Genomic DNA, 25,756 nt, shown 5'->3' on the forward strand with positions numbered 1-25,756 from the left:
AAAAGGAATGCATTGCATTCCTTTTCTTTTATTCGCTTAGCTCTAATTCTTTTTGAATCTTCGCTAAGTTAGGGACATGGAAACTTTCCTCACCTACTCTCACCATATATAAAATGGTTTCATCCTCAGACTGCTGCTCCTCGTCTACCACTTCTGAGATACGTAAACGAATAGAACGTGGCATTTCATTGCACAATAAAGCAAAACGTTCATTTGCGGAATCACCTTCAATCACCAAAGCAACCCCTAAAGTTGTATGGGGATCGCTCACACGAAATACAGGTAATTTACGCTCATGCCACTCTACTGTTTTCACTTGTGTTGGACTATCGAGTGCGGAAATGACAATATTTTGTGGCAATAACATTGGTGCTTTATCATAACAATCAATGATATATGCATCAATAAAACCCGTTGATACCGTAATAAGGTGCTGAAGCTCCTGCGTATTGGTTTGATCTAAAATCGATCCTTTGCCATTTTGAGACATCATTACTCCTTATTGTGCAACCAACAAATTCTGAATATTTTCCAACAAATCAGCTTCTTGGAATGGTTTACCCATATAATTCGTCACACCTAAACTAAATGCACGTTCACGATGTTTTTCACCTGTTCTTGAAGTAATCATAATGATTGGCAACTCATGATGAATTTCATGGTGGCGAATCCAATTGGTCACCTCAAAACCATCCATACGTGGCATTTCAATATCAAGCAACATTAAGTCTGGTTTGACATTTTCCAACTGCTCAATCGCATCTACACCATCTTTGGCAGTGATGACATCAAAGTTATGACGTTCAAGCAAACGCGAAGTCACTTTACGTACTGTCACTGAGTCATCCACAATCATTACCAAATGACGCTGATCACGGTGACGCGTTAACTCTCGTTGATCATTCGCTGCTTGACGTTTATTACTCAAAGCCTGACGTGCAATATTTTGTGCATCTAAAATTAAACAGACTTGACCATCACCCAAAATTGTTGCACCGGCCACAGCGCCAATTGATGTAAATTGCTTGCCAATTGGTTTTACAACAATCTGTGAGCGTGAACCAATCAACTGATCGACCAATAATGCTGTATTTTTACCGCTGTTATTTTTAATCAGCAGCACAGGTAAAGAATGTGCAATACCGGAGAAACGTGGCATTGGTTGGTGCGCCACAAACTCAGCCATATAACGTAAGTTATAGCGTTGCTGATCGATGACAAAGTCTTCTTTATTACTATGGAAATATTCTTCCAAGGTACTTGGTGCAATACGTACAATACGGTCAATTTGTGATAATGGTACAGCAAATTGCTGATCACCCACTTTCACCATCAAGGCATCACTCACGGCAACAGTAGTTGGTACACGAATGGTAAAAGTTGAACCTTGACCGAGTATCGAAGACACAGAGACTTGCCCACCAAGTGACTTAATTTCACTTTGTACCACATCCAATCCAACACCACGCCCGGAAATCTGAGTAACTTGTTGCGCAGTACTGAAGCCATGATGAAAAATATATTGCAATATTTCTTCATCAGACACGCTTTGATCAGCTTGAATCAAACCATTTTGCAATGCTTTGGCTTTGATGATTTTCGGATCAATTCCCTTTCCATCATCCTTAAACTCAACCAAGACATCTGTACCTTGACGACTAATATTCAGCTCAATGCGTCCTGTGGCAGGCTTATTACATTGCTCGCGAATAGACGTTTCTTCAATACCATGGTCAATTGCATTACGTAACATGTGTTCTAATGGAGACATGAGCTTTTCAAGAATATTACGATCCAATTCACCTTCTGTATTATGTACAATCAGCTCGGTTGGTCGATTTAAACTTGAAGCCGTTTGACGTACCAAACGTTGTAAACGGGGTAATAAGCGGGTAAATGGTACCAAACGAGTACGCATTAAACCTTCTTGAATTTCAGCTTGAATACGTGCTTGTTGTAACAATAAACCTTCTGTATCACGAATTTTTTCAGCCAATGTGCTCTTAAAATCCACCAAGTCCGATGCAGATTCGGCAAGTGACTTAGATAACTGATTTAAAGAAGAATATTGGTCCATTTCAAGTGGATCAAAATCAGCATAACGTGAATTTGAATCACCATGCTTAGCAATAATTTGTGACTCTAATTCCCCTTCCATTCGGCGTAACTGATCTGCCAAACGTTGAATCGCCAATTCCATTTCCGACAGCGTATTACCAAACTGCCCCAAATCCATTTCAATACGTGAACGGTTAATTGAGTTCTCACCCGACAAATCGATCATTTTTTCAATCAAGTCTGCCGAGATACGAATCATCTCATTACTGTTTTCAACTTGCTCAACTTGCCCCCATTCACCCAACATTGATGGTGGTTCAGTACCATCACCTTGAATAAACTCAACGCTCTGATTATCCCAAAAGATATCATTGCTAATTATTTTTTCAGGTAATTGTGCCGATACATCAACATACTGAATATTTTTAAGACCCGTTTTTATCGAATCAAAATGCTCATAATTATTCGACAAAATGGCATTTTTCAACCAATTAAATGCTTTACTCAATAACTGATCATAAGCATTTGAGTTGAAATTGTGCAAACCAAAACGTTCAAATGTATTTTCTAATTCATATGCAATATCAGATATTTGTGTATAACCAACCATTTTTGCACCACCTTTTAAAGTGTGGGCAATACGTTGTAATTGCAATAATAGACTACGACTACTACGCTCATCAAACCATTGATCTAAAATATCATCAGCACGTGCCAATAATTCTTCAGCTTCTTCTGCAAAAGCATCTTGTGCCACATCTTCGACTGAAGAATCATTTTGTATCGCAGCGACAGATCCCACTTCATCAACTGGCGCCTGTGCTTCAAATTGCTGAATAGAATCAGACTGCCCTACATGTTCAGGCTCTGCAACGGCAGAAGGCTCATCCGATGTATCGAATGCAAGTTTGATCGGCTGTTGCTTTTCAATGGCTTGCAAAAGACCTAAAAGATGAACAGCTGGATAATCAATCCCTTGTTCACGAATCACTTGAATACGTTCTGCAATTTCATCCTGAACCATACGAATGGTTTGCATCAACGCCACATTTACAGGAATTTGTTGCTTAATAATTCGTTCATAAATTGATTCTAAATGATGGGCAATCAGACCAATATGCTCTGCTTGTACCATATTCGCACCACCCTTTAAGGTATGCAAATAACGCATCAAATTATTTAATGACGTCAGATTTTGGGTATCAGAGAACCATACCGTTAAATCCTGATCAATCCCCACCAACAGCTCATCTGCTTCTTCAAGGAAAATCTCCAAGACCTCAGCATCAAAGTCTTTAAAACTATCGGCAGAATGTAAATATTGCTGATCTTTTGCAATCAGATTAAAGATTTGATTGCTATTAAATTCAGCTGTCGCTGCAGTTTCAGGAACAGTGATCGTTTCCAAATCTACAGTTTCAAGTGACTCTGTTTGTGCAGAATCCACAGCTTCAATCTGTTCAATGTCTTGTGTAACATAGTCATACAATTGTTCTAAAACATGTTGACCATTTTCATTTAAAACGACGCGTTGACCAGATGCTAATGCATCAAATAGATGAATAAACTCTTGATGTGCTTGATTAAACAGCTCAAATACATAATCTGTATTCAGTAAACGTTGATCAGCCAATATATGTTCATAAGCAACTTTTAATGCCAAGCTAATATCATGAATACCTTGTGCTGCGCGGTTGTCTGTATGTTCAATTAATACATCAGCTTCACGCATTAAGCTTTCAAAATATGCTGGATATTCAACTTTGGCTTTTTGATCAAAATCAAATTCAGCATCAAGCAAATGCTCAATATCTAAGTCAACCAGTTGAGAAACGAGATCTTGCTGATGCTCATTACTTTCTAAATATTCAGTTTGGAAATCATAACGTTCCCAAGCATCATTAAACTTTTGATAAATAACTTTTTGTTGTTCTGAACTATTTTCTTGCACCAGTGTATGCAAATAATCTCGAACAAATTCAGTATAATGTATTAAAAGTGCATTTTCGTTGGTGCTATGCTGTGTATCGTCTTTTAACAAAATTTTAAATAATTGTTCAACTTTACTACTCGCATGAAATACATCATCCACATGCGCCATCGCTGAACTACCACGCAAGGTGTGTAATGCACGAATCAAACGGTTATAGTGATCTGCGGTATGCTGTTCAATGCTTAAGAACGTGTCAATTGACGCCAGATGTTCTTCAGACTCTTCAATAAAGATTGCAATAGTCTCGGCCAGAAATCGACGATCCTCAGCTTCGTCAACCGCCTCCTTGTGATTCTCAAGTGAAGTTTTTTCAGACGAAATAACTTCTGGTTGTTCTGGGATAGTCACAGGACTTTCAGGAATTACAGGCTCTACCATAGCAGTTGTTGGTTTTGCTTGTGCTATAACCTCAGCCGCATCATCGGTTGTAGAATATTCTAAGCCTGTCAAAACATCTGCACTATTTAATTGCGCTGAAAGTGCAAGTAATTCTTCAAGTGCTGGCTCAATACTCAGATTTTGTTGAATCTGTTGTCCCAACAAAACCAAAGGTCTTAAATCTAACTGATGCGCTTGTGCTTTGGCAAAATCATCATGCAGCTTAAATTTATAAATATTAAATACCGCATTGACATATTGCTGTAATGGTTGAGATAAACTCAAACTTTTAGCAATCACACGATTTAATGTATCTTCAACCGTCCAAGCCAACTCACCTGATGACTTTGCGCCCACCATACGACCAGACCCTTTCAAAGTATGGAAATTACGGCGAATTACAGTCAAAAGTTCAGCATCTGACGGTTCACTTAACCATTGTGTTAACAACGGCTGAACATTTTCGATGATCTCTTCGATCTCTTCCACAAAGATTTCTAAAATTTCAGGATCTTGGTCCACAAATTCGTCTTGGGGAAGATTTATATTTTCAACTAAATCTTTTAATATTTTTTTCATAGCTCAGGCTTCTATCATAGTTCCTTAGAGGGACTAAAACCTATCAACAGCTTAATTTTATTAACAATAAATTAAGTGATCTAAGCGTGATTAATACCCAAAGAATACTTTTACACAGTACTCTTTGGGTTGCTAAATTATTGCTCTGGTAATTTAAAGTCAGATACAGATTGACGTAACGAGTCTGCCATACTTGCTAACTCTGATACCGAACGTGCTGTATCAAACGTCGCAGTGGTCGTTTGCGATGTAATCTCTTGTACAATATTCATCGTATTTGCAATATGACCTGCTGACGCTGACTGTAGTTTTGCTGAGTCAGAAATGTTTTCAATCAATTTTGCCAAGCTGCTTGATACGCTTTGAATTTCATCCAAGGCAACACCGGCATCTTTCGCCAAATGCGCACCACGTACAACTTCCGAAGTGGTTTGCTCCATTGAGATTACCGCTTCATTGGTATCTGTTTGAATGGTTTTTACCAGTGTTTCAATCTGTTTAGTTGCTGAAGCTGAACGTTCTGCAAGACGTTGTACCTCATCGGCTACGACTGCGAAACCTCGACCTGCTTCACCTGCCATCGATGCCTGAATTGCAGCATTCAATGCCAAGATATTCGTTTGATCGGCAATATCGTTAATCAAAGAGACAATGTTACCAATCTCTTGTGATGATTCACCCAAACGTTTAATACGTTTAGACGTTTCTTGAATCTGTTCACGAATCGTATCCATACCTTCGATTGAACGGTTTACCACTTCCGCTCCATTCGATGCAATTTGTACCGAACGTTGTGCTACGTCTGCTGATTCAGTCGCATTGGCAGATACGTGCTCAATCGATTGTGCGATTTCATTAATTGCGGTAGACGCACCTGCAATTTCTTGCGCCTGATGCTCAGATGCCTCAGCCAACTGGTTAGTAATCAACTGAGTGTTTTGGGTATAGCTTGCAACTTCTTGAGACGTTTCATTGATTCGCGATACAAGGTCACGTAATTGGTCGATTGCAAAGTTAATCGAGTCGGCAATTGCGCCCGTAAAGTCTTCCGATACTGTTGCATACGAACTCAAGTCACCATCCGCTAAATCAGCAATCTCATCAAGTAAACGTAAAATTGCATTTTGGTTACGGTCATACTCATCTTGTAAACGAGTTACACGAACTTTATCAGCTTCACCACGTAAAGTTAAAAGTTTGAATACAGAGAATAAGAAAATACCAAGCATGATCACTAATAATATGCCAGGAATAACCGTCGTTGCCCAAGAGCTACTGCTGAGATTATTTAAATCTTTTAACAGCTGATCAGATTTAGCAAAAATATTCGTCGATGCTTGACGTACTTTTACAATTTTTGAAGAGTTCTTTAAAATACTATCTGATGCAGATTTTAATACATCATTATAATCAGACTGTATACTTTGTAATGACTCACGCATAGAAGGTTGATCAATACGTGTTACACCAAGCTCTGCACTGCCTTTAAGTTGAGCATCAAGATATGCACCAAAAGTTTCTGTATCAGCATTAAAGTCATCTGCCGATGCACGCGCATTTTCAGAACCACTTAAAACTGATGAAATAGAACGTAAAATACGTTCGGCGATAAACACTTGGTTTTTCGCCAACACAACCTGTGAACTTGGCATATTTTCACGTGCCATTTGGTTCACCATTAAGTTGTATTCTGCCTGAATTCCAGGAATAACATCACTCATGGTAACGTTAGTATCATATAATTGATTAATTACTTTTTGTTCAGATGCAATTAAACTGATATCTGCTGAGACTTCTGACCAAAGTTTTTCTACTTTTTTCATGTCCGCATTTGATGAGTGAATATCTTTAACAATTTCCAAGTTTTCATCAAATTTCTTTTGCGATGCAACAAGATCTTTAATCGTATCTTCTTTACCAGAAGCCGTTGCCTCTGTCGCCTGACGAGACATGGTTTGAGAAAGTAACTTTAACTCACCAATACTACGTGTTAAGTCATTGTTTCGTGGAACATTATATAATAATGTAAGCAAACAAATTACAGCGACAATGATGGTCACCAAAGCTGTAATCAGATATGGTTTCGATTTATCACTGTCGCCGAATAACTTGGAAAACTGATCCAATTGCGTTTGCAACTTTGATGCTGCAATTGGATTATTTTTCTGCGTATTTTCAGATGTATTTTTCTTTTTTAGCTTAAAGCCCATTCAGCTTCTCCCCGAAACGCTTAACCTAACATTGAGCGTAGAAACTCGTTTATTTAAATTTTTCCGATGCATTCATGTATTTAGGATCACTCAACAATTGGCTGAACAAAAATATATTCCACGCACGATTATGCTGTTGAAAATACCCTTGACAGTATGTTTTTAGCTTCTTTTCTAAATTTTTGTTTTCTGAAAAAAAACTTTTTTTATTGAAATGTTGAATCCCCAAAACTTGATCTACAATCAAACCGACATAATGATCATTATGGCTAATGCATAAAACTTTTTGTGTTGGTGTAAACTGACTTCTTTGTCCAGAAATAAAATAGGTTAAATCTGATACTGACAGTAAACGTCCCCGAATATTTGCAAGTCCTTTTACCCAATTTTGTACGTTTGGAACTGTTGTACATTTAGGTGGGTAAATCACTTCGGTCACTTCACCTAATGGAGCAACAAAATATTGCCCCATCATTTCAAATGCAATGCCTGACCATCTATTTACTTCACTTTCTTTATCAACGTAGTTTTGATTTCCACGTTTGGACAGGCGAAGTAATTCGATAAATCCATTTGCTGCCATAATTATCCCGTCGTGAGATGCTGTTTAATCACATTGATTAAGACACTCTCATCAATTGGTTTGGTTAAATAATCACATGCACCTTGGCGTTTTCCCCAAACACGGTCAGTATCTTGATCTTTAGTACTGACAATCACCACAGGAATATGCTTTGTAGTTGCACCACGTGCGATTTGACGTGTCGCCTGAAAGCCATTTACGCCCGGCATCACAACATCCATCAAAACCAAATCTGGCTGTTCAGCTTGTGTTAACGTGACTCCATCGGCACCATTATTGGCTTCTAGAACATCATAGCCATGCCGACCTAAAATTTCTTTAAAACGATACATCTCTGTAGGAGAGTCGTCTACGATTAAAATTTTTGCCATCTTATTTCCCCATTCAGAATTTAAAATTAAACATGTTTCCGAATAGCATTTAATAATTCATCTTTACTAAATGGTTTAGTTAAATACTCATCCGATCCTACGACCTTTCCTTTTGCTTGGTCAAATAAACCGTCTTTACTTGACAGCATAATCACAGGAATATTTTGATAACTCTGAGAATTTTTAATGAGAGCACAAGTTTGGTAACCATCTAATCGAGGCATCATAATATCAACAAAAACAATATCAGGATTCGCATCAGCAATTTTTGAAAGTGCTTCAAACCCATCTACCGCGGTGATGACTTCACATCCTTCACGCTGCAATAGTGTTTCAGCCGTTCGACGAATCGTTTTAGAATCATCGATAACCATGACTTTTAAATTTTGGAATTTTTCTTCCATTTAATGCCCTTCCCCATAAATTCAGAATTTGACATTCCGAATACATTTATTTTTTGAAATTTATCATCCTTATTTAACATGCATTTGCTCACTTTATCAATCAAGATTTCGAATAAACTTAGGAATCATGTTTAAAAGCGCTATAAAACAGCGTTAAAAGCAGATTTACAGTTGATTAAGAAACTTATATATTCTTAAAATAGATCGCAAATTATCGTCTAGTTTTAACGTAATTAAAAATAATTATTGAGCTACATTCTGCTTTATTTGGGGAATTAATCATGCTGCAGACTTGGTCTTGGCAGGTGCGATCTAAAAAGTACTCCACAGTATTTTTTCAAACACTTGTGATCGGGGTTCTAAACATCTTACTATCAACCTTATGCTTTGCTACAGATGCACAACCCAAAGCAGTTTGGTATCGTTATTATGATAAAGGTGTTGCTAATATTAGTAGTACAGTCACGCCTGCACATATTCGTCATGGCTATGAAGCTCTAGATGCAAATATGCAAGTCATTCGTCTTAATCGTCCTTATAATGCCGAAAAAGATGCTCAACAATCTACCTCGCGAGCTGCACAAGCCAAACAGTATGAGCAAAATGCGCGCCTTAAACGTGCATATGGCAGTAGCTCAGTTGCCATCAATAAACGTGATGAACAATTAGCAAGTATAAAAAAACAAATCTCAATGCAACAAGCTCAAGTGAAACAGTTACAAAATGACCGTATTTTACTTAAAAGACAGGAAATGGAACATTTTCGTAAAGGAACCTCTGTACCTCTTCATTTAAAACAATCGATCCAATACAACAGCGATCGAATCAATCAAACCAAGAAAAACATTGAAACCTTGCAAAATAATTATCAAAAAACACAAGACTCTTATAACAATATTATTCAACGTCTTAAAGCAATGGAATAAGATGAAATCATGGCTTTTTTTCTTCTGCGCATGATTTATCTTCCTAAAACATTGCGCATTTTGACACCAAAAAATTTATCCTGACAGATAATTTTCATCAAAAGAACATTATCAAATGTTCCCTTGTTGGTTTTATCGTATAATCTCCACTTTAATGCTTAAAATTTTAGGACAGTTTCCATGCGCGCGAGTCGCTTTTTATTTGCAACGTTAAGAGAAACCCCAAATGATGCGGAAGTTATTTCACATCAATTGATGCTACGTGCGGGGATGATTCGTAAATTGGCTTCAGGTTTGTATACTTGGTTGCCGATGGGTGTACGTGTGCTCAATAAAGTTGAAGCGATTGTACGTGAAGAAATGGATCGCGCAGGCTCATTACAAGTATTAATGCCTGTGACACAGCCCGCTTCTTTATGGGAAGAATCAGGTCGTTATGTACAATATGGTCCTGAACTTTTACGCTTTAAAGACCGCCATAATAATGACTTTGTCCTTGGTCCAACACATGAGGAAGTCATTACCGACCTCGCTCGTAATGAACTTAAAAGTTATAAGCAACTTCCTGCTAACTTTTATCAAGTACAAACTAAATTCCGTGACGAAATCCGTCCACGTTTTGGCGTAATGCGTTCACGTGAATTTGTGATGAAAGATGCTTATTCTTTCCACGTTGACCAAGCGTCTTTACAAGAAACTTATGATGTGATGTACGAGGCATATTGCAAAATTTTCACACGTTTAGGCCTAAACTTCCGCCCTGTTCAAGCAGATACAGGTTCAATTGGGGGTTCAGGCTCACACGAATTCCACGTGTTAGCTTCAAGTGGTGAAGACGATATTGCTTTTTCAACTGAGTCTGACTATGCAGCTAACGTTGAAATGGCAGAAGCTGTACTTGTTGGCGAACGTGCTGCACCAACACAAGAAGTAAAAATCATTGATACACCTGATCAAAAAACAATTGCAGATGTTTCTGCATTTTTAGGAACTGATCCTACTCATTCAGTAAAAGCTTTGTTGGTTCAAGGTATTACAGATGAAAAAGGTCACGTCCCTGTAGTCGCATTATTCTTGCGTGGTGATCATGAACTTAATGAAATCAAAGCAGAAAAGCATCCTTTAATTGCAGCACCATTAACTTTTGCAACTGAAGCTCAACTGCAAGAAAATGGCTTAACAGCAGGTTTTTGTGGTCCACAAGGCCTTGTTGAAAAAGGCTTAACAGTCATTATTGACCGCGCGGCTTCTGTACTTTCTGACTTTGTTGCTGGTGCAAATGTGGTTAACAAACATGCAACAGGTTTGAACTGGGAGCGTGATGCCAAATTTACTGAAGTTTATGACTTGCGTAATGTAGTTGAGGGTGATCCATCACCCGATGGTAAAGGCACAATCCTAATCAAACGTGGCATCGAAGTTGGTCATATTTTCCAATTGGGTAAAAAATACTCTGAAGCACTTGGCTGTAAAGTATTAGGTGAAGACGGTAAGCCGATGGTCGTCACCATGGGTTGTTATGGTATTGGTGTAACGCGTGTTGTTGCATCTGCCATTGAACAAAATTTTGACGAAAAAGGCATCATTTGGCCTGCTGCGATTGCGCCTTTTGAAGTGGCGATTGTACCCATGAATGCTCATAAATCTCCTCGCACTTTAGAGGCGGCAGAAGCATTGTATACAGAGCTACAAGCTGCGGGTTATGATGTATTACTTGATGACCGTAATGAGCGTCCAGGTGTGAAATTCTCTGACTTAGAGCTTACAGGTATTCCACATCGTATCGTGATTGGTGAAAAAGGTTTGGATGCAGGAACTTTTGAATATAAAGGTCGCCGTGATGCCGAATCTGTGAATATTTCTAAAGAAGAGTTATTGGCTAAAATCGCTCAATAATTCCACATCAAAATAAAAATCCCGCTTAGTGCGGGATTTTTTATGCAGACCAACTTAAAAATTTAGCAAAATGTGAGAGAACCGTAACAGTTTTTTGCAGGGACTTGTGCTAAATCTATACCTTGTACATCAACCTGAGTGCCAAATACTGCACCAAAAATTGCCCCTACACCACTTAAGGAAATTTGTTGAGTAGCTTTTGCATTCTCAATAGTCACTTCAGGCAATGCTAACCACCAACCTTTTTGTGCTGCAACCGCATTCCAACCCGATGTTGCTGTAGTTGGCCATGTGACAGCTTGTTTTTGTAAACTTAAATAAAAATCTTTAGTTCCTGTTCCATCAGCAGATTTAAGTGCAATTTGATGAATTGCTTTTAATGTTTGATTTTTCAAATGAACATTACTAAGTGTCAAACCTAGGATTGTAGCATCTGCTGTCAAAGGACCTAAATCATCAATTTGAGAATCGCGATTAAAAACTAATTGCTTTTGAGTATCTCTTACTGTAGCAGATCCCGTTAACCATACTCCTAAACATGCACCAAAAACCAATGCTCCACCACATGCTCTAATATTTGTCATTTGTGTATTTTTTAAATTTAATGTCAAATTACCAGATAAAGAGTTAATTCCTGTATCATCACTAGGGTCTGAAGTATTGGAATTTGTTCCCAGTGAAAGTAGACCAAGTGCCTCTAAAGCCCCCACCCTAAAACCCAATATCTCTCTAGTAGCAGCTGTATCAGGGTTTTTTAGCGCAAATTCAATAAACGGATTTTTTAATATTGCATCACTTGCTGCATATTCCCCATTCACAGGATTAAGCCCAGTTAAACTCAAGTTATCAATGTCTATATCACAATTACCCGCACCATTCGTCCCACCACAACCAAGTTGTAATTTTTTAATATTCGCATTAATCTCAATTTCAGCTTCCATACCTAAACGATAAAATCCTAATCCTTGATTCGCATCATTAGTACGCGTCAAATTCATTAACGCCTGTCCTTGGGTTGCAGACAACTCATCATCAGACATTTGTACTAAATGCGTGTTTGCAGCCACATTCACGTCAGATGTATTTTCTAAATTTGCCGAATGTGCATAAGCAAATGACGTCATGATTGATAATATTGCTATAGATAAACTTTTCATAAGTTCACCATTCCTTCATTTTTGTTTTTCTTGCTCATCCCAACCATGAGATAACCGTTTATTTCTTACCTTAGTATAGGTTAGCATAACTTAATAATAAACGTAAAAAATACAATTTCCGATATATCGCAACAAAAAAATCCAAATTTTATATTTATCAAATTTTCAATAACTTAGTGAAATTCAGATCATTTAGTAATTTCAATCTAGCGATTAAAATATTACGATGGCATTGATCAGATTAATTCAATATATCACTCACCAAATGCCAGCATTGATTATGAACACTTAAAATAAAAAATTTGCAAAGACATACTTCATCTTAATTAAATAGATAGTGTAGAAATTTAATCCCTTAGCTCAATAAGAAAATACTCATTTTTCGAGTCGAATTTAATATTTTTATGATTAAAAATAAGTTACTTACTTTCATAATTATTTTGATCTGTTCATTATTTTTATCAATGATATTATATTTTATAAATCAATTTATAATTCAAACCCATAAGATATAAACATAAAAAAGCGCCAGTTACGGCGCTTAAAAATTTTTTAAAATATTAACAGAATGTCAATGTCCCATAGCAGTTTCGGTATGGTGCAGGTAGACCAACAATGTTACCTGCTTTTGCCCCACCTCCCAATATTGCTGAAGTAAACATATCTAATGGTTGCGCAATATTTAATGTAAATGCCGATGGTAAATACATTGCCCAACCTTTAGTCATTACAACAGCCTGAGAAGTTGCATTTCCATTTAAATCATATTGCACAAAGCCAGGATAGTACAAATCTTGTTTTTGTACAGTTAAACCAAATGTAGGAGAATCAATTTCTAAAGCACCAACATTTGATAAATTATATTTCAAATCAAAATTTGATAATTGAGAAACACTGATTCCTAAGCCATTTGCCAATTGCTCTTTTACTTTTGATTTAACACCACTTTTTAGCAAAGGGAATAATAAATCATACAATCCCCCTAAACCATCCTTACTCTCAACATTGGCAACTGAATCCACAACATCATTAACAACACTATCTAAATTAGCATTACGAATATAAGCCAAATTAAAACGATTTCCCTGATTTGAAACACCCCATGTACGTGAAATATCTTTTGTAATATCAGCACGTACATCACTTCCATAGACCCAGAGCAAAATATTCCAATCCGCTAGACCCAATGAGCCATTGGTACAATTAGAGGTACAAGTCCCTGGTCCAGGTCCGGGATTAGCCCCAGGATAAATTGGAAAAGTTTGGCTACGATCCCCATTTCCCAAATAGACGGAATTGGTGGTAAATGCTAAATTGTCTTTTTTCTGCATGGTAATATCAGCTTTTCCTGATAAATAACCAGAAAAGTTAATAATATCATTAAAACTCATCGGTCCCTTTGCATTTGCAGCACCAATTCTCACGCCCATGATTTCTCGAGTAGATGCTTTATCGGCATCCTTAATCGCAAATTGAAAAAATGGATTGGTTAATACAAAATCTTTCATTTGTTGCTGATTTGCCAAATTATCCGCGACAGTACTACTACTTGTCGTATGTGTAGCAGGATTATTCGTTGCACTACCTATCGTATTACTGGGTAATGAAATACAAACTCCTGAAGAGTTTGCAATACATCCTAATGAAAAGTTTTGAATATCGATATCACAAGCACCTGCACCATTTTCACCGCCGCAACCTACCTGTAAATTTTTAATATTAGCATTTAATGAAATTTGCGCTTCGAGTCCTAATGTATAAAAGCCAACATTTCCATTTGAAGCATTATAGTAATTTGTTGCTGCCCCAGGAGCGAGATAAGACAAACTAAATAACGCCTGACCTTGAACTTCCGATAACTCCTCATCTGTCATAGCGAACATCGAAGAACCGGCTTTTGTATTTTTATCAATCTCATTTGATGGTAATTCATTCGCATACAACAATGAACTTAAAGTACATAAGACAAAAATGTAAAAAAACCTGATCATCCCTAATCACCCTATCTTTTTTATATTAATACGGATTTTTCGTGTAATTCACGATATTACTCACAGGAATTTTAACATAATTACAAAAAACAAAATAAATTTAAAAAAACTTAACAATAAATTATTCAACTTATAATTCAATAATTTAACTAGTTCACAGCAATTACCACTCATCACTTTTATACCATGCAATAAAAGTAATTAGTTAACTTCAGTTCACATGCTCGAAAATTAATTTGTGTAGATCAGCCTTACTTTAAAACTGCGAAAAATATATAGCCTATATTCAAAATTATCTCACATCTAAACCGATGGTCACAGCATCAACAACAGAATAAATAAAAATAAATTACTGATATTTTTAATAAATTAAAAAATTTACAACAAAAAAATACATTTTCTTATAAAAATACACTATTTAAAAGCAAAAAATAATACGTTTATTTTAAAAAGTTTTAAACATAAAAAAGCGCCGATTACGGCGCTTTAAAGGAACTCTACAATTAGATTATCGTGGAGAGATTCCCAAAGTACTACGGATATTTCCACCTGTCATGACAATTTGTCCCAAAGTTTGGGCTGGAGGTAATACTGTGCTGCCTGTATTTTTAGGATATAAATTTACATCTGCACGTAAAACATTTACAGGTGTTTTTGTCGTATTTAGATTTACAGAATTGGTAAACTCTACCGTTGTAGCATTCATATTTAACTTGCTATCCAATCTCATATTACCAGAAAGACTTTCCAAGCCTAATTGAGATGGTGAGTCTGCACTTGTACTACCCGATTTATCACTTATTCTTAAATAATTTCGATTAGTATTCCCCGACTGATCTGCATTTAAAGCAATATCACCATAAATCGATAAGCCTGATCCGCTACTTGGTGCGACAACCAAATTTGCTGTTCCATCTATACGTGCAGCAAGACCAAATAATACATCGGTATTTTTACTGAAACTATCACTCGCAACAAAACAATTACTTGCAGTAGAATCCTTACAAGTTGATGAAACAACACGAGAGCCTGGTAATTGTCCAACAGCCAACTCTGCATCTAAAGCAGCGACTAATTTTGGTACAGATAACCATAATCCACTAGTCGTAAAACTTATATTTCCAGTTAAGTCTGCAAGTAAATTAATATTTCTTAAACCTGCATAATAGTTTACTGTTTCATTGTTATTAAATTGGTTTTTTGCACCATCAATCAATAAAATGGAAGTCGTTTGAGAACCTGTACTGTTACGTCCCTCTGTACTCATGCTTAAGCCAAAACCAATACTCTGCTTATTATTATTTGCATCTTTTACACCATATATACCAAGGTTTGCATTCAAGTTATAAATAGGTAGACCTAAGCCCCATGAACTCCCTGCATTCGTTACAGGATTTATTATACTGTTATCAGCGACAAATAATCCTTGACGTGCAATAGCTTGAAAGTCCATGCCCCGCACAGCAACAACTAAAGCATTTGATGGCGTAGAACCTGGCGTGTTATACAAAGCTGTTTTCAGTGTTGAAGCAGCAGCAGATGAATTTCTAGCATATATCTTATTTAAAAGTGCACTAATAGGAAAATCAATCGTATTGGTCTGCGCAGCATTGATATAAACATCACCGAAATCTATAAATGCCGAATCACTATTCAAAGCTAGACTTGTCGCTGTATTACTTCGAATTTGTAAAGGTGTTAAATTACCATAACGTAAAACATACGCATTTTTACCTGACATTCCTATATCAAAATACGTTTTTTGGGTACTTGCCGCATCATTTTCAAAATCAGCTTTCATTTGTAGATGTAAGCCACCTTTACCCGCTAAATTACCCGTGCCTGTATTTGCTGATCCCGAAGTTGCTGCACCTAAAGTTGAGTCTTGTGTACCATTAACTTTTATATATGCATTTTTTAATGTGCCTGAGGCACCAATTCGACCAAAACTTGAAATATTAGAGTCTAATCCTGTTGCCTGATAGGCTTTATAATCCGAACCTACATTTTTTTTGTAGCGTAAATCTAAATTAAGACCTGGTTGTTTCTTACCAGAAAAATCAGGGTCATCGACATCAGCAAGAACAACTCTATTTATATTCGAAGTCTCATTCTTTTTATTGGTGGATAAAACCAAACCTTCCGCTGGGTCTATATACAAATAGCCATTTCCAGCAAAATTAAAGTTAAAGTCTTTAAATATGAGTTGATTATATTCAGTCGCATTATTTAATGTATAAAAAAGATTTGCATTTTTTAAGCCAAAACCTAAAGAGACTGGACTCCCCCCATTAAACAAGCCATTTTGAGTTTCTAAAGAAAAGGTTAAATCCTTTCGGTTCTGAAAAGTTAATGCACCTAAAGACTGACTGCCAGCCCCTGTACAATCTGCAGTAATACCCGCACCATTAGGGCATACAGCCAAATTACCAATATGCATCGTTGCAGGTCCAAAAACTGCACTTAAACCTAAACCATTCGATGCTGTCGCACTTGCTCCTGGTTTCCCCCCCACATCCGCAGTAAATTTTGCACTTAGCCCACCGGAACCATAAGGGGTAGTTTCGATATTTCGCATACTCACATTCAGTACGTCGTCCGCACCTGTCGTGGTTTGCGTACTATCCTTCCAATTTACTTCTCCAATTTGAACTTTGTTTGCTTCAATCTGTAAACTGATACCATCTTGACCGGAGATCTCACTCAAAGAACTATCTTCTAATTCTTGCAATGCAAAACAATGTTGCGCACATAAAATACTCAACGTTAAAATATTTAACTGTATTATTTTTTTTCTCATCACTTATCCCTACCTGTGACATTTATTTTCGCTTAAATGCTGATAAGCGGTTTTTTTAGCAACGTGAAGCACTCGAACCATTACAACCAAAAATTTTAAGCGTTCCTGCGATTGCTAAATTTCCATGCATATTTAGACCTGTAAAGCCTGTTTCCTTGCCTTGATCAAAAACAGAAGCATGATTGGCAGCATAAGTTGTATTGTTTAAATAACCTTTTTGGGTGGTACTATCTGTCTCAATCTGTAAGGCTGCATAACCAAAATTACGAATTTTTAAAGGCTGAAAATAAGTTGGCGTTGTTGCACCATCATCACCAAAACGTAATTGAAGTGCTGTACGACTACCATCACCCGTTTGTGCCAAAGAAACTCCATCTAGTTGGAATTTTTCTAACTGTAAAGTTCCTTGCAATTGTTTAAAGACCAACCACTGTATATTTCCTGAGCCATCTTTACGATTATTCGGTGAAATTGCTAAACGACAATAAGCAGTATCACCAGAACATTCATATACTCTAGATAAAGAACCATCAGTGGTTGCCTTATGATTTAAAGACAATGTCCAACTTAAATCTGCACCACCTTGACCATTGATCTCACTCAATGTTTGATTATCTAATCCTATCAACCCTGCATGTGCGGTTGAAACCAAGAGTAACAAAGAACTCAATACTATTTTCATCATTAAGCTCCTTATAAACCCGTAGTGGTCATTTTAAAATGCTGAATTAATAAACCATCAATGACGGCAGAGCCTAAATTGACATCTGCGCCTGTGCCCTTCATCACAATGCCTGAAGTCGTTGATACTTTATCTGCATTCATGATTCTATCATTATTTGAAAACGCAACTTTACCAATAGAAATACTACTATGCGTTGCGGTTGTTCCTTGATAATTAGCACCACCTATTGAAACTGTAGTACCACAATAACGTACGTTACACGTTGAACCGGTATAAGTGGTACTATCTAGGTTGCCATAATCAGTATAAATTTTATTATATACGGCTGCTTGATTTGGAATACGTGTCAATTCTAAACTGAGATTTTTTCCATCGGGTGTATCAATAATTAAAGGTTGATAGATACTTCCTAAAACAAGATTGATATTTGGACTATATATATATAGACCTTCATTTGCATCAAAGACTGCTGCTGCCCCACCATCAATCGCAGGCGTCGTTAAGTCTTTAGCTGCACCCGTGGTTTCACGGGTACTGATTCTTAATACTTTATCTACCCAAGTACCACCATCTGCATTAAAATGCGTATTTAGACGCAATAATAGTCCAGCGCCTAAAGTATTATTATAGGTTGATGATAACCCGCCTGTCCCTGTTGTTGCTCCATCTAAAGTTTGAAATAGGCGTATTTGAGAACCTTCTAATAGCAAACCATTTGCAATCATTTGGACACGAAGCTTTTCTTCTAAGCCTTTTGAATCTATTGGTGCACCTGTATCAGGGTTCACAGCAGATGTTGAACCAGCTGTTGTTTGGTTACGCGCAAAAATATCACCCCATAGACCTAATTTAATCGTTTGAGTATTTAAAGGCTGAATACCCACTTGCGCTAAAGGTGCTTCTAATTGTAAATAACTTAGATCTTTTGACGTACCTGCAAAATTTGGAACATTTTTGGTATCAACACTCAATATCCATGGATTTTTTTCTGTGCCAGAACTCACACCGACATTACTAAAACGTGTCGTTACATTATTATCATTTTGAGAAAGTGCTAAACCATACAAGAAAATATCTGCTTTTTTAGCACCTGCATTCGTTGCAACTGAAGTTAATGGACCGACGGGAATGATACGGATTAAACCTGTATCTTTTGTTCGATCGCCCCATGATGCTTGTGGGTTTGCCACATTATCTTCAGCTTTTTGGAATACCATTTTAAAATTTTCAGGTAAAAAGGCCACGCCTTCACCTGTTGCCTCACTCAAGCTTTCATCAGTCAATGCTTCTAAGGCAAAACATGACTGTGATAACCCAAGTCCTAGCAGTGAAGCCAGTACCGTCTTTTTCAAGTTTACTGTATAACCGAGCTTAGTCATCTTGACCTTCCTATGTATACAATGCTCCGCACCATATTTTATTTTTCTAAAATTTCTTTGTTTTGAACAAATGACCATCTTTTTGTTCAAATAGGGCAATAATCCAATTCTGCCAACCTTTTCTCATTTTCCATTATGCTGAAAAATTTATCAAATGCAAAAAAAATACGATTTATCGTCCATTTTTCCGACAAACGTATGTTTATATAAAAAATCATAAATTAAATCAATATATTACATTTAAATAAAATCCACATTCCCACGATAAAATCGTGTGTGCTGAATTAATATTTATATACAAAAAAAGCAAGTGAGTGACACTTGCTTTTAAATGCTAAGGAGCTTTTAAGCCTTAGGTAAAGTCACACCTCTTTGACCTTGGTATTTACCACCACGGTCTTTATAAGAGGTTTCACAGACTTCATCAGATTCAAAAAAGAGCATTTGTGCCACACCTTCACCTGCATAAATACGTGCTGGTAAGTTTGTAGTATTTGAAAACTCTAAAGTTACATGACCTTCCCACTCTGGTTCTAGCGGGGTGACATTTACAATAATGCCGCAGCGTGCATAGGTTGATTTTCCTAAACAAACCGTCAAAACATTACGTGGAATACGAAAATACTCGACGGTACGTGCTAAAGCGAATGAGTTCGGTGGAATAATACACACATCAGATTCGATATCGATGAAGCTTTTATCATCAAAGTTTTTTGGGTCGACAATTGCAGAGTGCACATTGGTAAATACTTTAAACTCACGTGCGCAACGAACATCATAACCGTAGCTAGATACACCGTATGAAATTAGCTTTTCACCATTTGCATCTAAACGAACTTGGTTTTCAGCATACGGTTCGATCATCCCGTGTTTTTCGCTCATTTCACGAATCCAACGATCAGACTTAATTGCCATGTATTTTTCCCAAAATGCTTAACTGTATAACTGAACGTACTTTAACTTAAAATGCGTTTGATTGAAATGTTAAGCGCTTTAAAATTCAGGATTGCATGATATTCATACAAATTTCTATAAACTTAAAATTGCCGAATAACCAATAGGCACAGAAAATCCGAACAAGATTACAGAAGCTGTGCGCTGCATATTAAATGGGTTAAGCCAAGCAATTTTATTTGAAGTTAATTTTTTCCCTAAAAAGATCCAAAAGAACGCAATGGGAATAATTAAAACCAAGAAAACGAGCATGTGTGATACATAAGCAGCAAAATTATGCCAAACAAAACTTGGAAAAATTGCAGATGCAAAAAGTAAGGCTTTTGGATTCAGCAAAGTTGCACAAAATAATGCGCTTGGGCGAATAGTCGCTTGAGAATAATCTGGCTGTCGCTCTGCCTTATGCCAAAGTTTAAATGCTAAATAAATAATAAATACTGCACTAAACAATTTTAAAATGACAGGAATCATCGGAAATTGTTTGGCTAAACTGCCAATCAAAGCACCCCAAATCGTAATCGAAATAAAATAACCCAATGCTTCCGCAGGAATCAGGCTTAGAGATTTACGCACCCCCACTTGGATGCCAGAAGATGCCAACAATGTGTTGGTCGGACCCGGAGTCAATAAAATGGTGACAATGAGCCCAATAAAAAACCATGAAATCATTAAATGACCTCACTAAATCATTGAGCGCAGATTAAATCAGTTGCTCAGACTTATCAAAAAAATAATTGTAAGTAGAGATCTAAATTTTGGAAAAATATTGAAAATAATATTAAATATCAATAAAATAAAAAATATTTACAATTTATTACTTTTAAGTCACTTTATAGTAACAATCGAGATAAACTTTTATTTTTGAACATTATTTATGCAAAAAACTGAATATTCTGTACTTTTAAGCCATTTTTCAGCTGAGCTTATTATGATTTATTCATATTTTTAGAGAAATAACATTTTCCTATTGTTTTTATAAACAATCATGCACAATAACCTCTTACGATTTACGTTCAATGATTATGGCAAAACGTTTTTTCAAATCATGGCTTCCTTCCCCTGAAAAAGTCAATCATCTGAAAATTATGAAAATTTTCGGTCAACATACATTGAACCCACAGCTTTGGTATGTGAATCGTCGCTCTATTTCCAATGCCATGTTTATTGGTACATTTTGGGGTATCCTGCCAATTCCCTTACATAGTGCTTTAATTATTTTAACAGTCTTAATGTTTGAGGCGAATTTGCCTATTGCCTTACTCTTGGCTTGGATTATGAACCCATTTACGGTTGTTCCTATTCTCATTTTTGCCTTTTGGATTGGTGCAAAAATTTATCAGGTGAAAATGATCAATCAAGACATGCTTCTAGGTGTATTTCATCAAATTATTCATTGGATTCAAAACTTTGGTCATGGGCATATTGATTTTAGTTTAGCTAAAATCTTAGCCACAGGTTTATTTTTTGAAGCGTTATTGTTTGCGATTTTATTTTTTCTCGGTACACGTATTTATTGGCGTTGGAGTGTCGTGCGCAAATGGCAAAATCGACATTTAAAGTTAGACTGATTTTTAATTCAAGACTACTTCAATCAATTCAGAATATCCTGTGGATAAATCACCATTTAACCATTGCCAATTTTCAACCAGTTTGATGACATCGTTTTCTAATAATTCGATTTTTGTTTGACACTTTCCTGTACGTAATTCACCCGAAACTGTTAAATGTTGATAACAAATTTCAAAGCGATCATCAGACAGCATTTGCCCGATAATTGAGCCAATTTGTACCACACCACCCTCATATTTTGCGGTAATAACTTTACCTTTTTGTGTGTAATAAAACCGTGTTGCACCATTCACATCACCATTCGCTGTATTGGCAAGGCTCATAAATACTTTATTATTGAGTAAATTTAAATTTTTCATCGTCTGATCCCACAGTTCATCATTGGCCTACGCCATGACAAAGAGCAAGGCGTAGGATGACAATATCAGAAAATTCTTTGTGGGTCTTTTTCGACTTTAGTCAGTGATTGGGCAATTTTTTCTGCTATCGCAATATAGTGAGGTGCAGCATCATCTCCAACCACCACAGAAGGCTTACCTGCATCTACATTTTCACGAATTTGCACATTTAAAGGTAAACGTCCAAGCAGTGGAATATCATATTGTTGCGCAAGTTGATCGCCGCCACCTGTACCAAAAATTTGCTCTTCATGACCACAGTTCGAACAAATATGTGTAGACATATTTTCGACTACACCTATCACTGGAATTTGTGCTTTATTAAATAATTCAATGCCTTTTACCGCATCCATTAATGCAACGTTTTGCGGTGTTGTTACAATCACTGCTCCTGTCACTGGTATACGCTGCGCCATCGTTAATTGGATATCCCCTGTACCTGGTGGCATATCAATCATCAGCACATCTAAGTCAGGCCATAATGTTTGATTAAAGAGCTGCATTAAAGCGCCTGTTGCTTTTGGTCCACGCCAAGCGACAGGTGTATTTTCTTTACCAATCAAATGCCCAATAGAAAGCACTGCCATGCCATAAGCTTCAAGCGGGACAAAATTTTCAGCTTCAATCATTGGGGTTTGCCCCGAATTTCCAAGCATAGTAGGAATACTCGGTCCATAGATGTCCGCATCGAGCACACCGACTTTTAGCCCTAATTTTTGTAAAGCCAAAGCTAAATTTACAGTCGTTGTCGATTTACCTACACCACCTTTACCTGAAGACACCAAGATGACATTTTGAATCCGTGGATGCTTAGGTACATCACGTTGTTGGGGTGCGGCTTTTTGGATAGGCGGATTATTGGGATCATTTTCAGCTTGTGGCTGCGGTGCTGAAGCATCAACGACAGGCGGTAACTTTTGGCTTTGATTCTGAGTTTGTGGTTTAGAAGAACAGCTATGACCTTCTTTGCCATGTTGATCACTTGAACAGCTATGACCGTGTTTATGATCATGTTGAATTTTTTGTTGGATCACATGCATATTCAATTCTTGAATACCACATTTTTCCAAAGCATCAGCCAAATCATCATGAATTTTTTGTAAATGTTCAGCTTCCTCAGGAAAAGTATTAATCGTAATTTGTAAAACTTGCCCTTGTACATTGACCTGTGTAATACGATCTTTTAAGGCATTTTTTGAGTTTGGCAAAATATAATTTTGAAGCACATGTTGGATTTCTTCCTCTTTCACCTCTTGTGCAGGAGAAAAAACCGATTTTAAAGAAGAAAGCCACGACATATATTTGCTCCAAAAAGTGAAAATGCACCTAAAACACCTATAGTCTATCTGTAAATGAAGCTTAGGTTAAGTGAAGTTATATCAAGCTTTTTGAATGTACTTATAAATCTTAGTCATTTGGTTGGTTTTAGTTTTATTTTCATCATCAAAAATGAATAAAAATAAATCCTGAGTATAAAAAAGCACCTGATCAATCTTAATAGGTGCTTTTTAAATCGTTTAACTAAATTTGGAATCACTTTTGCTGATCTTTATCTTGCTCATCCACTTTTGCCGAATCCTCTTTTTTGAATGAATTAATTTTTTCAGTTGCAGCTTTTTTTAATTCGTCAAATTTCGTTGTTGCTTGTGCTTTGAGTTCATCAAACTTGACCGATGCTTCTTGCTTCAGTTCATTGGCTTTAAGTTTAGCCTCTTCAAACTTATGTGATGCTTCAGTTTTCAAATGCTCTAATTTTTCCTGTGCCTGCTGCTGTGCATCACTCCATTTGGCTTTAGCATCCTCTAACTGTGAATGTGCAGCATCTGACTGTTCTGCACTCTCTTGTTTAAGATCATGTTTTAAATCATTTAGTTTTTCTTCACCTGTAAGTTGCGCTGCCTTTGCTTCATGCTTGACATCATCAACTGCTTTTTCACCTGCAAGTTTTGCCTCATCTGCTTTCAACTTAAGGTCATCTTTTAACTCAGATGCTTTTTCTTTTAAATCATTCACTTTTTTTTCAATTGTCATGTCATTATCCTCTGATAGTATCAGTATGCTGTAAATTTTAAGCTTAACAATGCTTATCAATGATTTAGTTATACACTGTTTTTTACAGTGATGAATTATTACACAGCAATTTGCAATAAATACCATACGCAATGTTACGTATGTAACTTTTTGCTACTCTATTATTTATAATCTATTTTTAAATCATTAACGAATCATTTATTGCGCTGAACTTTTTCAATTTTAAGATAAGATACCAAATTCTATATTTCTATATGATCATGATGGAATAACTCATGACACCTGAAATAAGCTACAAAATGCTTGCGATCTGCAATGAAAAAATTGCGACGAAAGGTGAAAATGTCGGACTGTCCTTTTATGCGTTTTTGCCAATAAAAATGATGACCCCAAAACTTTAATGCAAGTTGCAACCTGGTGGATTCAAACCCACAAATTAGATCATTTTGAAAAAGCTATCAAAATTAAGCTTTTGGTTCAGAATAAAATGGATGAATAAACTTCTAGAAAACCATTGGTGGGGAATTGAGTTACATTCAGCCATTGTGACATACAATACCCTTTCATGGCTCAGTGATGCTTATCAGTTAAACTCACAATCCTTCTATGAATTATCTGAGGATTTATTACAAATTGAATTTCCTCAAAAAGATTTGATCATCGATGTCGGTTGGTATAACCCTTTTGGCACTCGACAAGGATTTTTCCGTATAGTCGTGATTAACAATATGGACTGGGAAAAACCATTATTCAGTAAAAATTTTAGAAAAATAAATACACTGAAACAGCAAGTTTCAATACTGATTCAAACTATTGAACAAGGTCAATTTCAATAAAATGCAATGTGAAATAAGAGGTTATTTGTCATTTTTATAGTGGTGGAAACTGTAATCGTTTATATTTTCGGAACAATGGCAAAGCAGGTTTAAACACCCATTTTTTATTTAATATTTTCAAATAGATATAATTTCCACTCCAAATACCAATCAACAAGGGTACAGCAAAAACACTCAGACTGATGATCGCAAAAATCAGGCTTTCCATGATTTCAGCCATTCTGCCATCCAGAAATTGACACAAGAAAATCAAACCCAACCAAACGATGCCAAAACAACGTATGACAGTGAAAAAACGTTGTATTTCAAATATTTTATGCGGAATTTTTAAAAACCTGAACATCAGCCAAAAACCAACAAATGCCATGATCATTAAAAAAGGCGTGAGATAGAGCATAACTTCTATACCCCGTTGTGCACTACGCGCTGAAGCAGCCACAAATAAATCGCCATGGTAAAAGTTTAAAAATAAACAAAAAGGGATCACAAGACTAAATACCGACACGATACTGGCGAAAAATGCCGAAAATAACAATGACCAAGATCTCATTTTTATGA

21 protein-coding genes and 1 pseudogene are annotated in these 25,756 nt (G+C 36.5%); 5 read left to right on the forward strand and 17 right to left on the reverse strand.

Translation table 11 applies throughout. The features are described from left to right. Positions 1-28: 28 nt before the first annotated feature. The 6 genes from HUV91_RS08660 to pilG form a co-directional block, all read right to left on the reverse strand. Positions 29-493 (reverse strand): hypothetical protein, encoded by a 465-nt coding sequence (locus HUV91_RS08660; RefSeq protein ID WP_416377010.1) that lies wholly within the window; start codon positions 491-493, stop codon positions 29-31. A gap of 6 nt (positions 494-499) precedes the next feature. Continuing rightward, positions 500-5,008, reverse strand: coding sequence for an Hpt domain-containing protein (locus HUV91_RS08665; RefSeq protein WP_174493133.1), 4,509 nt, complete (start codon positions 5,006-5,008; stop codon positions 500-502). Between the two features lie 137 nt (positions 5,009-5,145). Continuing rightward, positions 5,146-7,218, reverse strand: coding sequence for a methyl-accepting chemotaxis protein (locus tag HUV91_RS08670; protein ID WP_130073889.1), 2,073 nt, complete (start codon positions 7,216-7,218; stop codon positions 5,146-5,148). A gap of 49 nt (positions 7,219-7,267) precedes the next feature. After that, complete coding sequence (locus tag HUV91_RS08675) at positions 7,268-7,801, reverse strand: chemotaxis protein CheW (protein WP_174493134.1); 534 nt, start codon at positions 7,799-7,801, stop codon at positions 7,268-7,270. A 2-nt stretch (positions 7,802-7,803) separates the two neighbouring features. Further along, positions 7,804-8,172, reverse strand: a complete 369-nt coding sequence (locus HUV91_RS08680) for a response regulator (RefSeq protein WP_130073891.1) — start codon at positions 8,170-8,172, stop codon at positions 7,804-7,806. Between the two features lie 26 nt (positions 8,173-8,198). Then, positions 8,199-8,576, reverse strand: a complete 378-nt coding sequence (gene pilG, locus HUV91_RS08685; protein ID WP_130073892.1) for a twitching motility response regulator PilG — start codon at positions 8,574-8,576, stop codon at positions 8,199-8,201. A 281-nt stretch (positions 8,577-8,857) separates the two neighbouring features. Here pilG and HUV91_RS08690 point away from each other — a divergent pair, with 281 nt between their 5' ends. Then, positions 8,858-9,502: a hypothetical protein gene (locus tag HUV91_RS08690; RefSeq protein ID WP_227554772.1), complete on the forward strand. Its 645-nt coding sequence runs from the start codon at positions 8,858-8,860 to the stop codon at positions 9,500-9,502. A gap of 180 nt (positions 9,503-9,682) precedes the next feature. After that, positions 9,683-11,398 carry a proline--tRNA ligase gene (locus tag HUV91_RS08695; RefSeq protein WP_174493135.1) on the forward strand — a complete coding sequence of 572 codons (1,716 nt, stop codon included), beginning with the start codon at positions 9,683-9,685 and terminating at the stop codon, positions 11,396-11,398. Positions 11,399-11,460: 62 nt separating this feature from the next. On the opposite strand, the gene HUV91_RS08700 is transcribed toward HUV91_RS08695, so the two are convergent. The 7 genes from HUV91_RS08700 to HUV91_RS08730 form a co-directional block, all read right to left on the reverse strand. Continuing rightward, positions 11,461-12,555 carry a hypothetical protein gene (locus HUV91_RS08700; RefSeq protein WP_174493136.1) on the reverse strand — a complete coding sequence of 365 codons (1,095 nt, stop codon included), beginning with the start codon at positions 12,553-12,555 and terminating at the stop codon, positions 11,461-11,463. A 560-nt stretch (positions 12,556-13,115) separates the two neighbouring features. Continuing rightward, complete coding sequence (locus HUV91_RS08705; protein ID WP_174493137.1) at positions 13,116-14,546, reverse strand: hypothetical protein; 1,431 nt, start codon at positions 14,544-14,546, stop codon at positions 13,116-13,118. Positions 14,547-15,054: 508 nt separating this feature from the next. Further along, the gene (locus HUV91_RS08710; protein WP_174493138.1) at positions 15,055-17,346 is read right to left on the reverse strand and encodes a DUF6160 family protein; all 2,292 of its coding nucleotides are present in this window, start codon (positions 17,344-17,346) and stop codon (positions 15,055-15,057) included. A 55-nt stretch (positions 17,347-17,401) separates the two neighbouring features. Beyond that, on the reverse strand, positions 17,402-18,031 hold the full coding sequence (locus HUV91_RS08715; RefSeq protein ID WP_130073895.1) for a hypothetical protein: 630 nt from the start codon (positions 18,029-18,031) through the stop codon (positions 17,402-17,404). A gap of 8 nt (positions 18,032-18,039) precedes the next feature. Continuing rightward, positions 18,040-19,410, reverse strand: a complete 1,371-nt coding sequence (locus HUV91_RS08720; RefSeq protein WP_174493139.1) for a hypothetical protein — start codon at positions 19,408-19,410, stop codon at positions 18,040-18,042. Positions 19,411-19,755: 345 nt separating this feature from the next. After that, positions 19,756-20,325, reverse strand: coding sequence for a dCTP deaminase (gene dcd, locus HUV91_RS08725; protein WP_130073897.1), 570 nt, complete (start codon positions 20,323-20,325; stop codon positions 19,756-19,758). A gap of 114 nt (positions 20,326-20,439) precedes the next feature. Continuing rightward, positions 20,440-21,033 (reverse strand): LysE family translocator, encoded by a 594-nt coding sequence (locus HUV91_RS08730; RefSeq protein WP_174493140.1) that lies wholly within the window; start codon positions 21,031-21,033, stop codon positions 20,440-20,442. Positions 21,034-21,386: 353 nt separating this feature from the next. Here HUV91_RS08730 and HUV91_RS08735 point away from each other — a divergent pair, with 353 nt between their 5' ends. After that, complete coding sequence (locus HUV91_RS08735; RefSeq protein WP_174493141.1) at positions 21,387-21,932, forward strand: DUF2062 domain-containing protein; 546 nt, start codon at positions 21,387-21,389, stop codon at positions 21,930-21,932. 3 nt (positions 21,933-21,935) lie between these two features. On the opposite strand, the gene HUV91_RS08740 is transcribed toward HUV91_RS08735, so the two are convergent. The 3 genes from HUV91_RS08740 to HUV91_RS08750 form a co-directional block, all read right to left on the reverse strand. Next, on the reverse strand, positions 21,936-22,292 hold the full coding sequence (locus HUV91_RS08740; RefSeq protein ID WP_130073900.1) for a hypothetical protein: 357 nt from the start codon (positions 22,290-22,292) through the stop codon (positions 21,936-21,938). A 65-nt stretch (positions 22,293-22,357) separates the two neighbouring features. Further along, a complete protein-coding gene (gene apbC / locus HUV91_RS08745) occupies positions 22,358-23,629 on the reverse strand; it encodes an iron-sulfur cluster carrier protein ApbC (protein ID WP_174493142.1) in 1,272 nt (423 codons plus the stop codon). A gap of 235 nt (positions 23,630-23,864) precedes the next feature. Then, a complete protein-coding gene (locus HUV91_RS08750) occupies positions 23,865-24,362 on the reverse strand; it encodes a hypothetical protein (RefSeq protein WP_174493143.1) in 498 nt (165 codons plus the stop codon). 275 nt (positions 24,363-24,637) lie between these two features. On the opposite strand from HUV91_RS08750, the pseudogene HUV91_RS16610 reads away from it, so the two are divergent. After that, positions 24,638-24,861: pseudogene (locus tag HUV91_RS16610) on the forward strand (DUF6500 family protein). Further along, a complete protein-coding gene (locus HUV91_RS08755; protein WP_174493144.1) occupies positions 24,854-25,198 on the forward strand; it encodes a hypothetical protein in 345 nt (114 codons plus the stop codon). The pseudogene HUV91_RS16610 and the gene HUV91_RS08755 overlap by 8 nt, the downstream one beginning before the upstream one ends. Positions 25,199-25,232: 34 nt before the next feature. On the opposite strand, the gene HUV91_RS08760 is transcribed toward HUV91_RS08755, so the two are convergent. Then, positions 25,233-25,748, reverse strand: a complete 516-nt coding sequence (locus HUV91_RS08760) for a hypothetical protein (protein ID WP_174493145.1) — start codon at positions 25,746-25,748, stop codon at positions 25,233-25,235. Positions 25,749-25,756: the final 8 nt, after the last annotated feature.

Origin of the sequence: Acinetobacter sp. Marseille-Q1623, assembly GCF_902809895.1 — a bacterium.
Classification (GTDB): domain Bacteria; phylum Pseudomonadota; class Gammaproteobacteria; order Pseudomonadales; family Moraxellaceae; genus Acinetobacter; species Acinetobacter piscicola_A.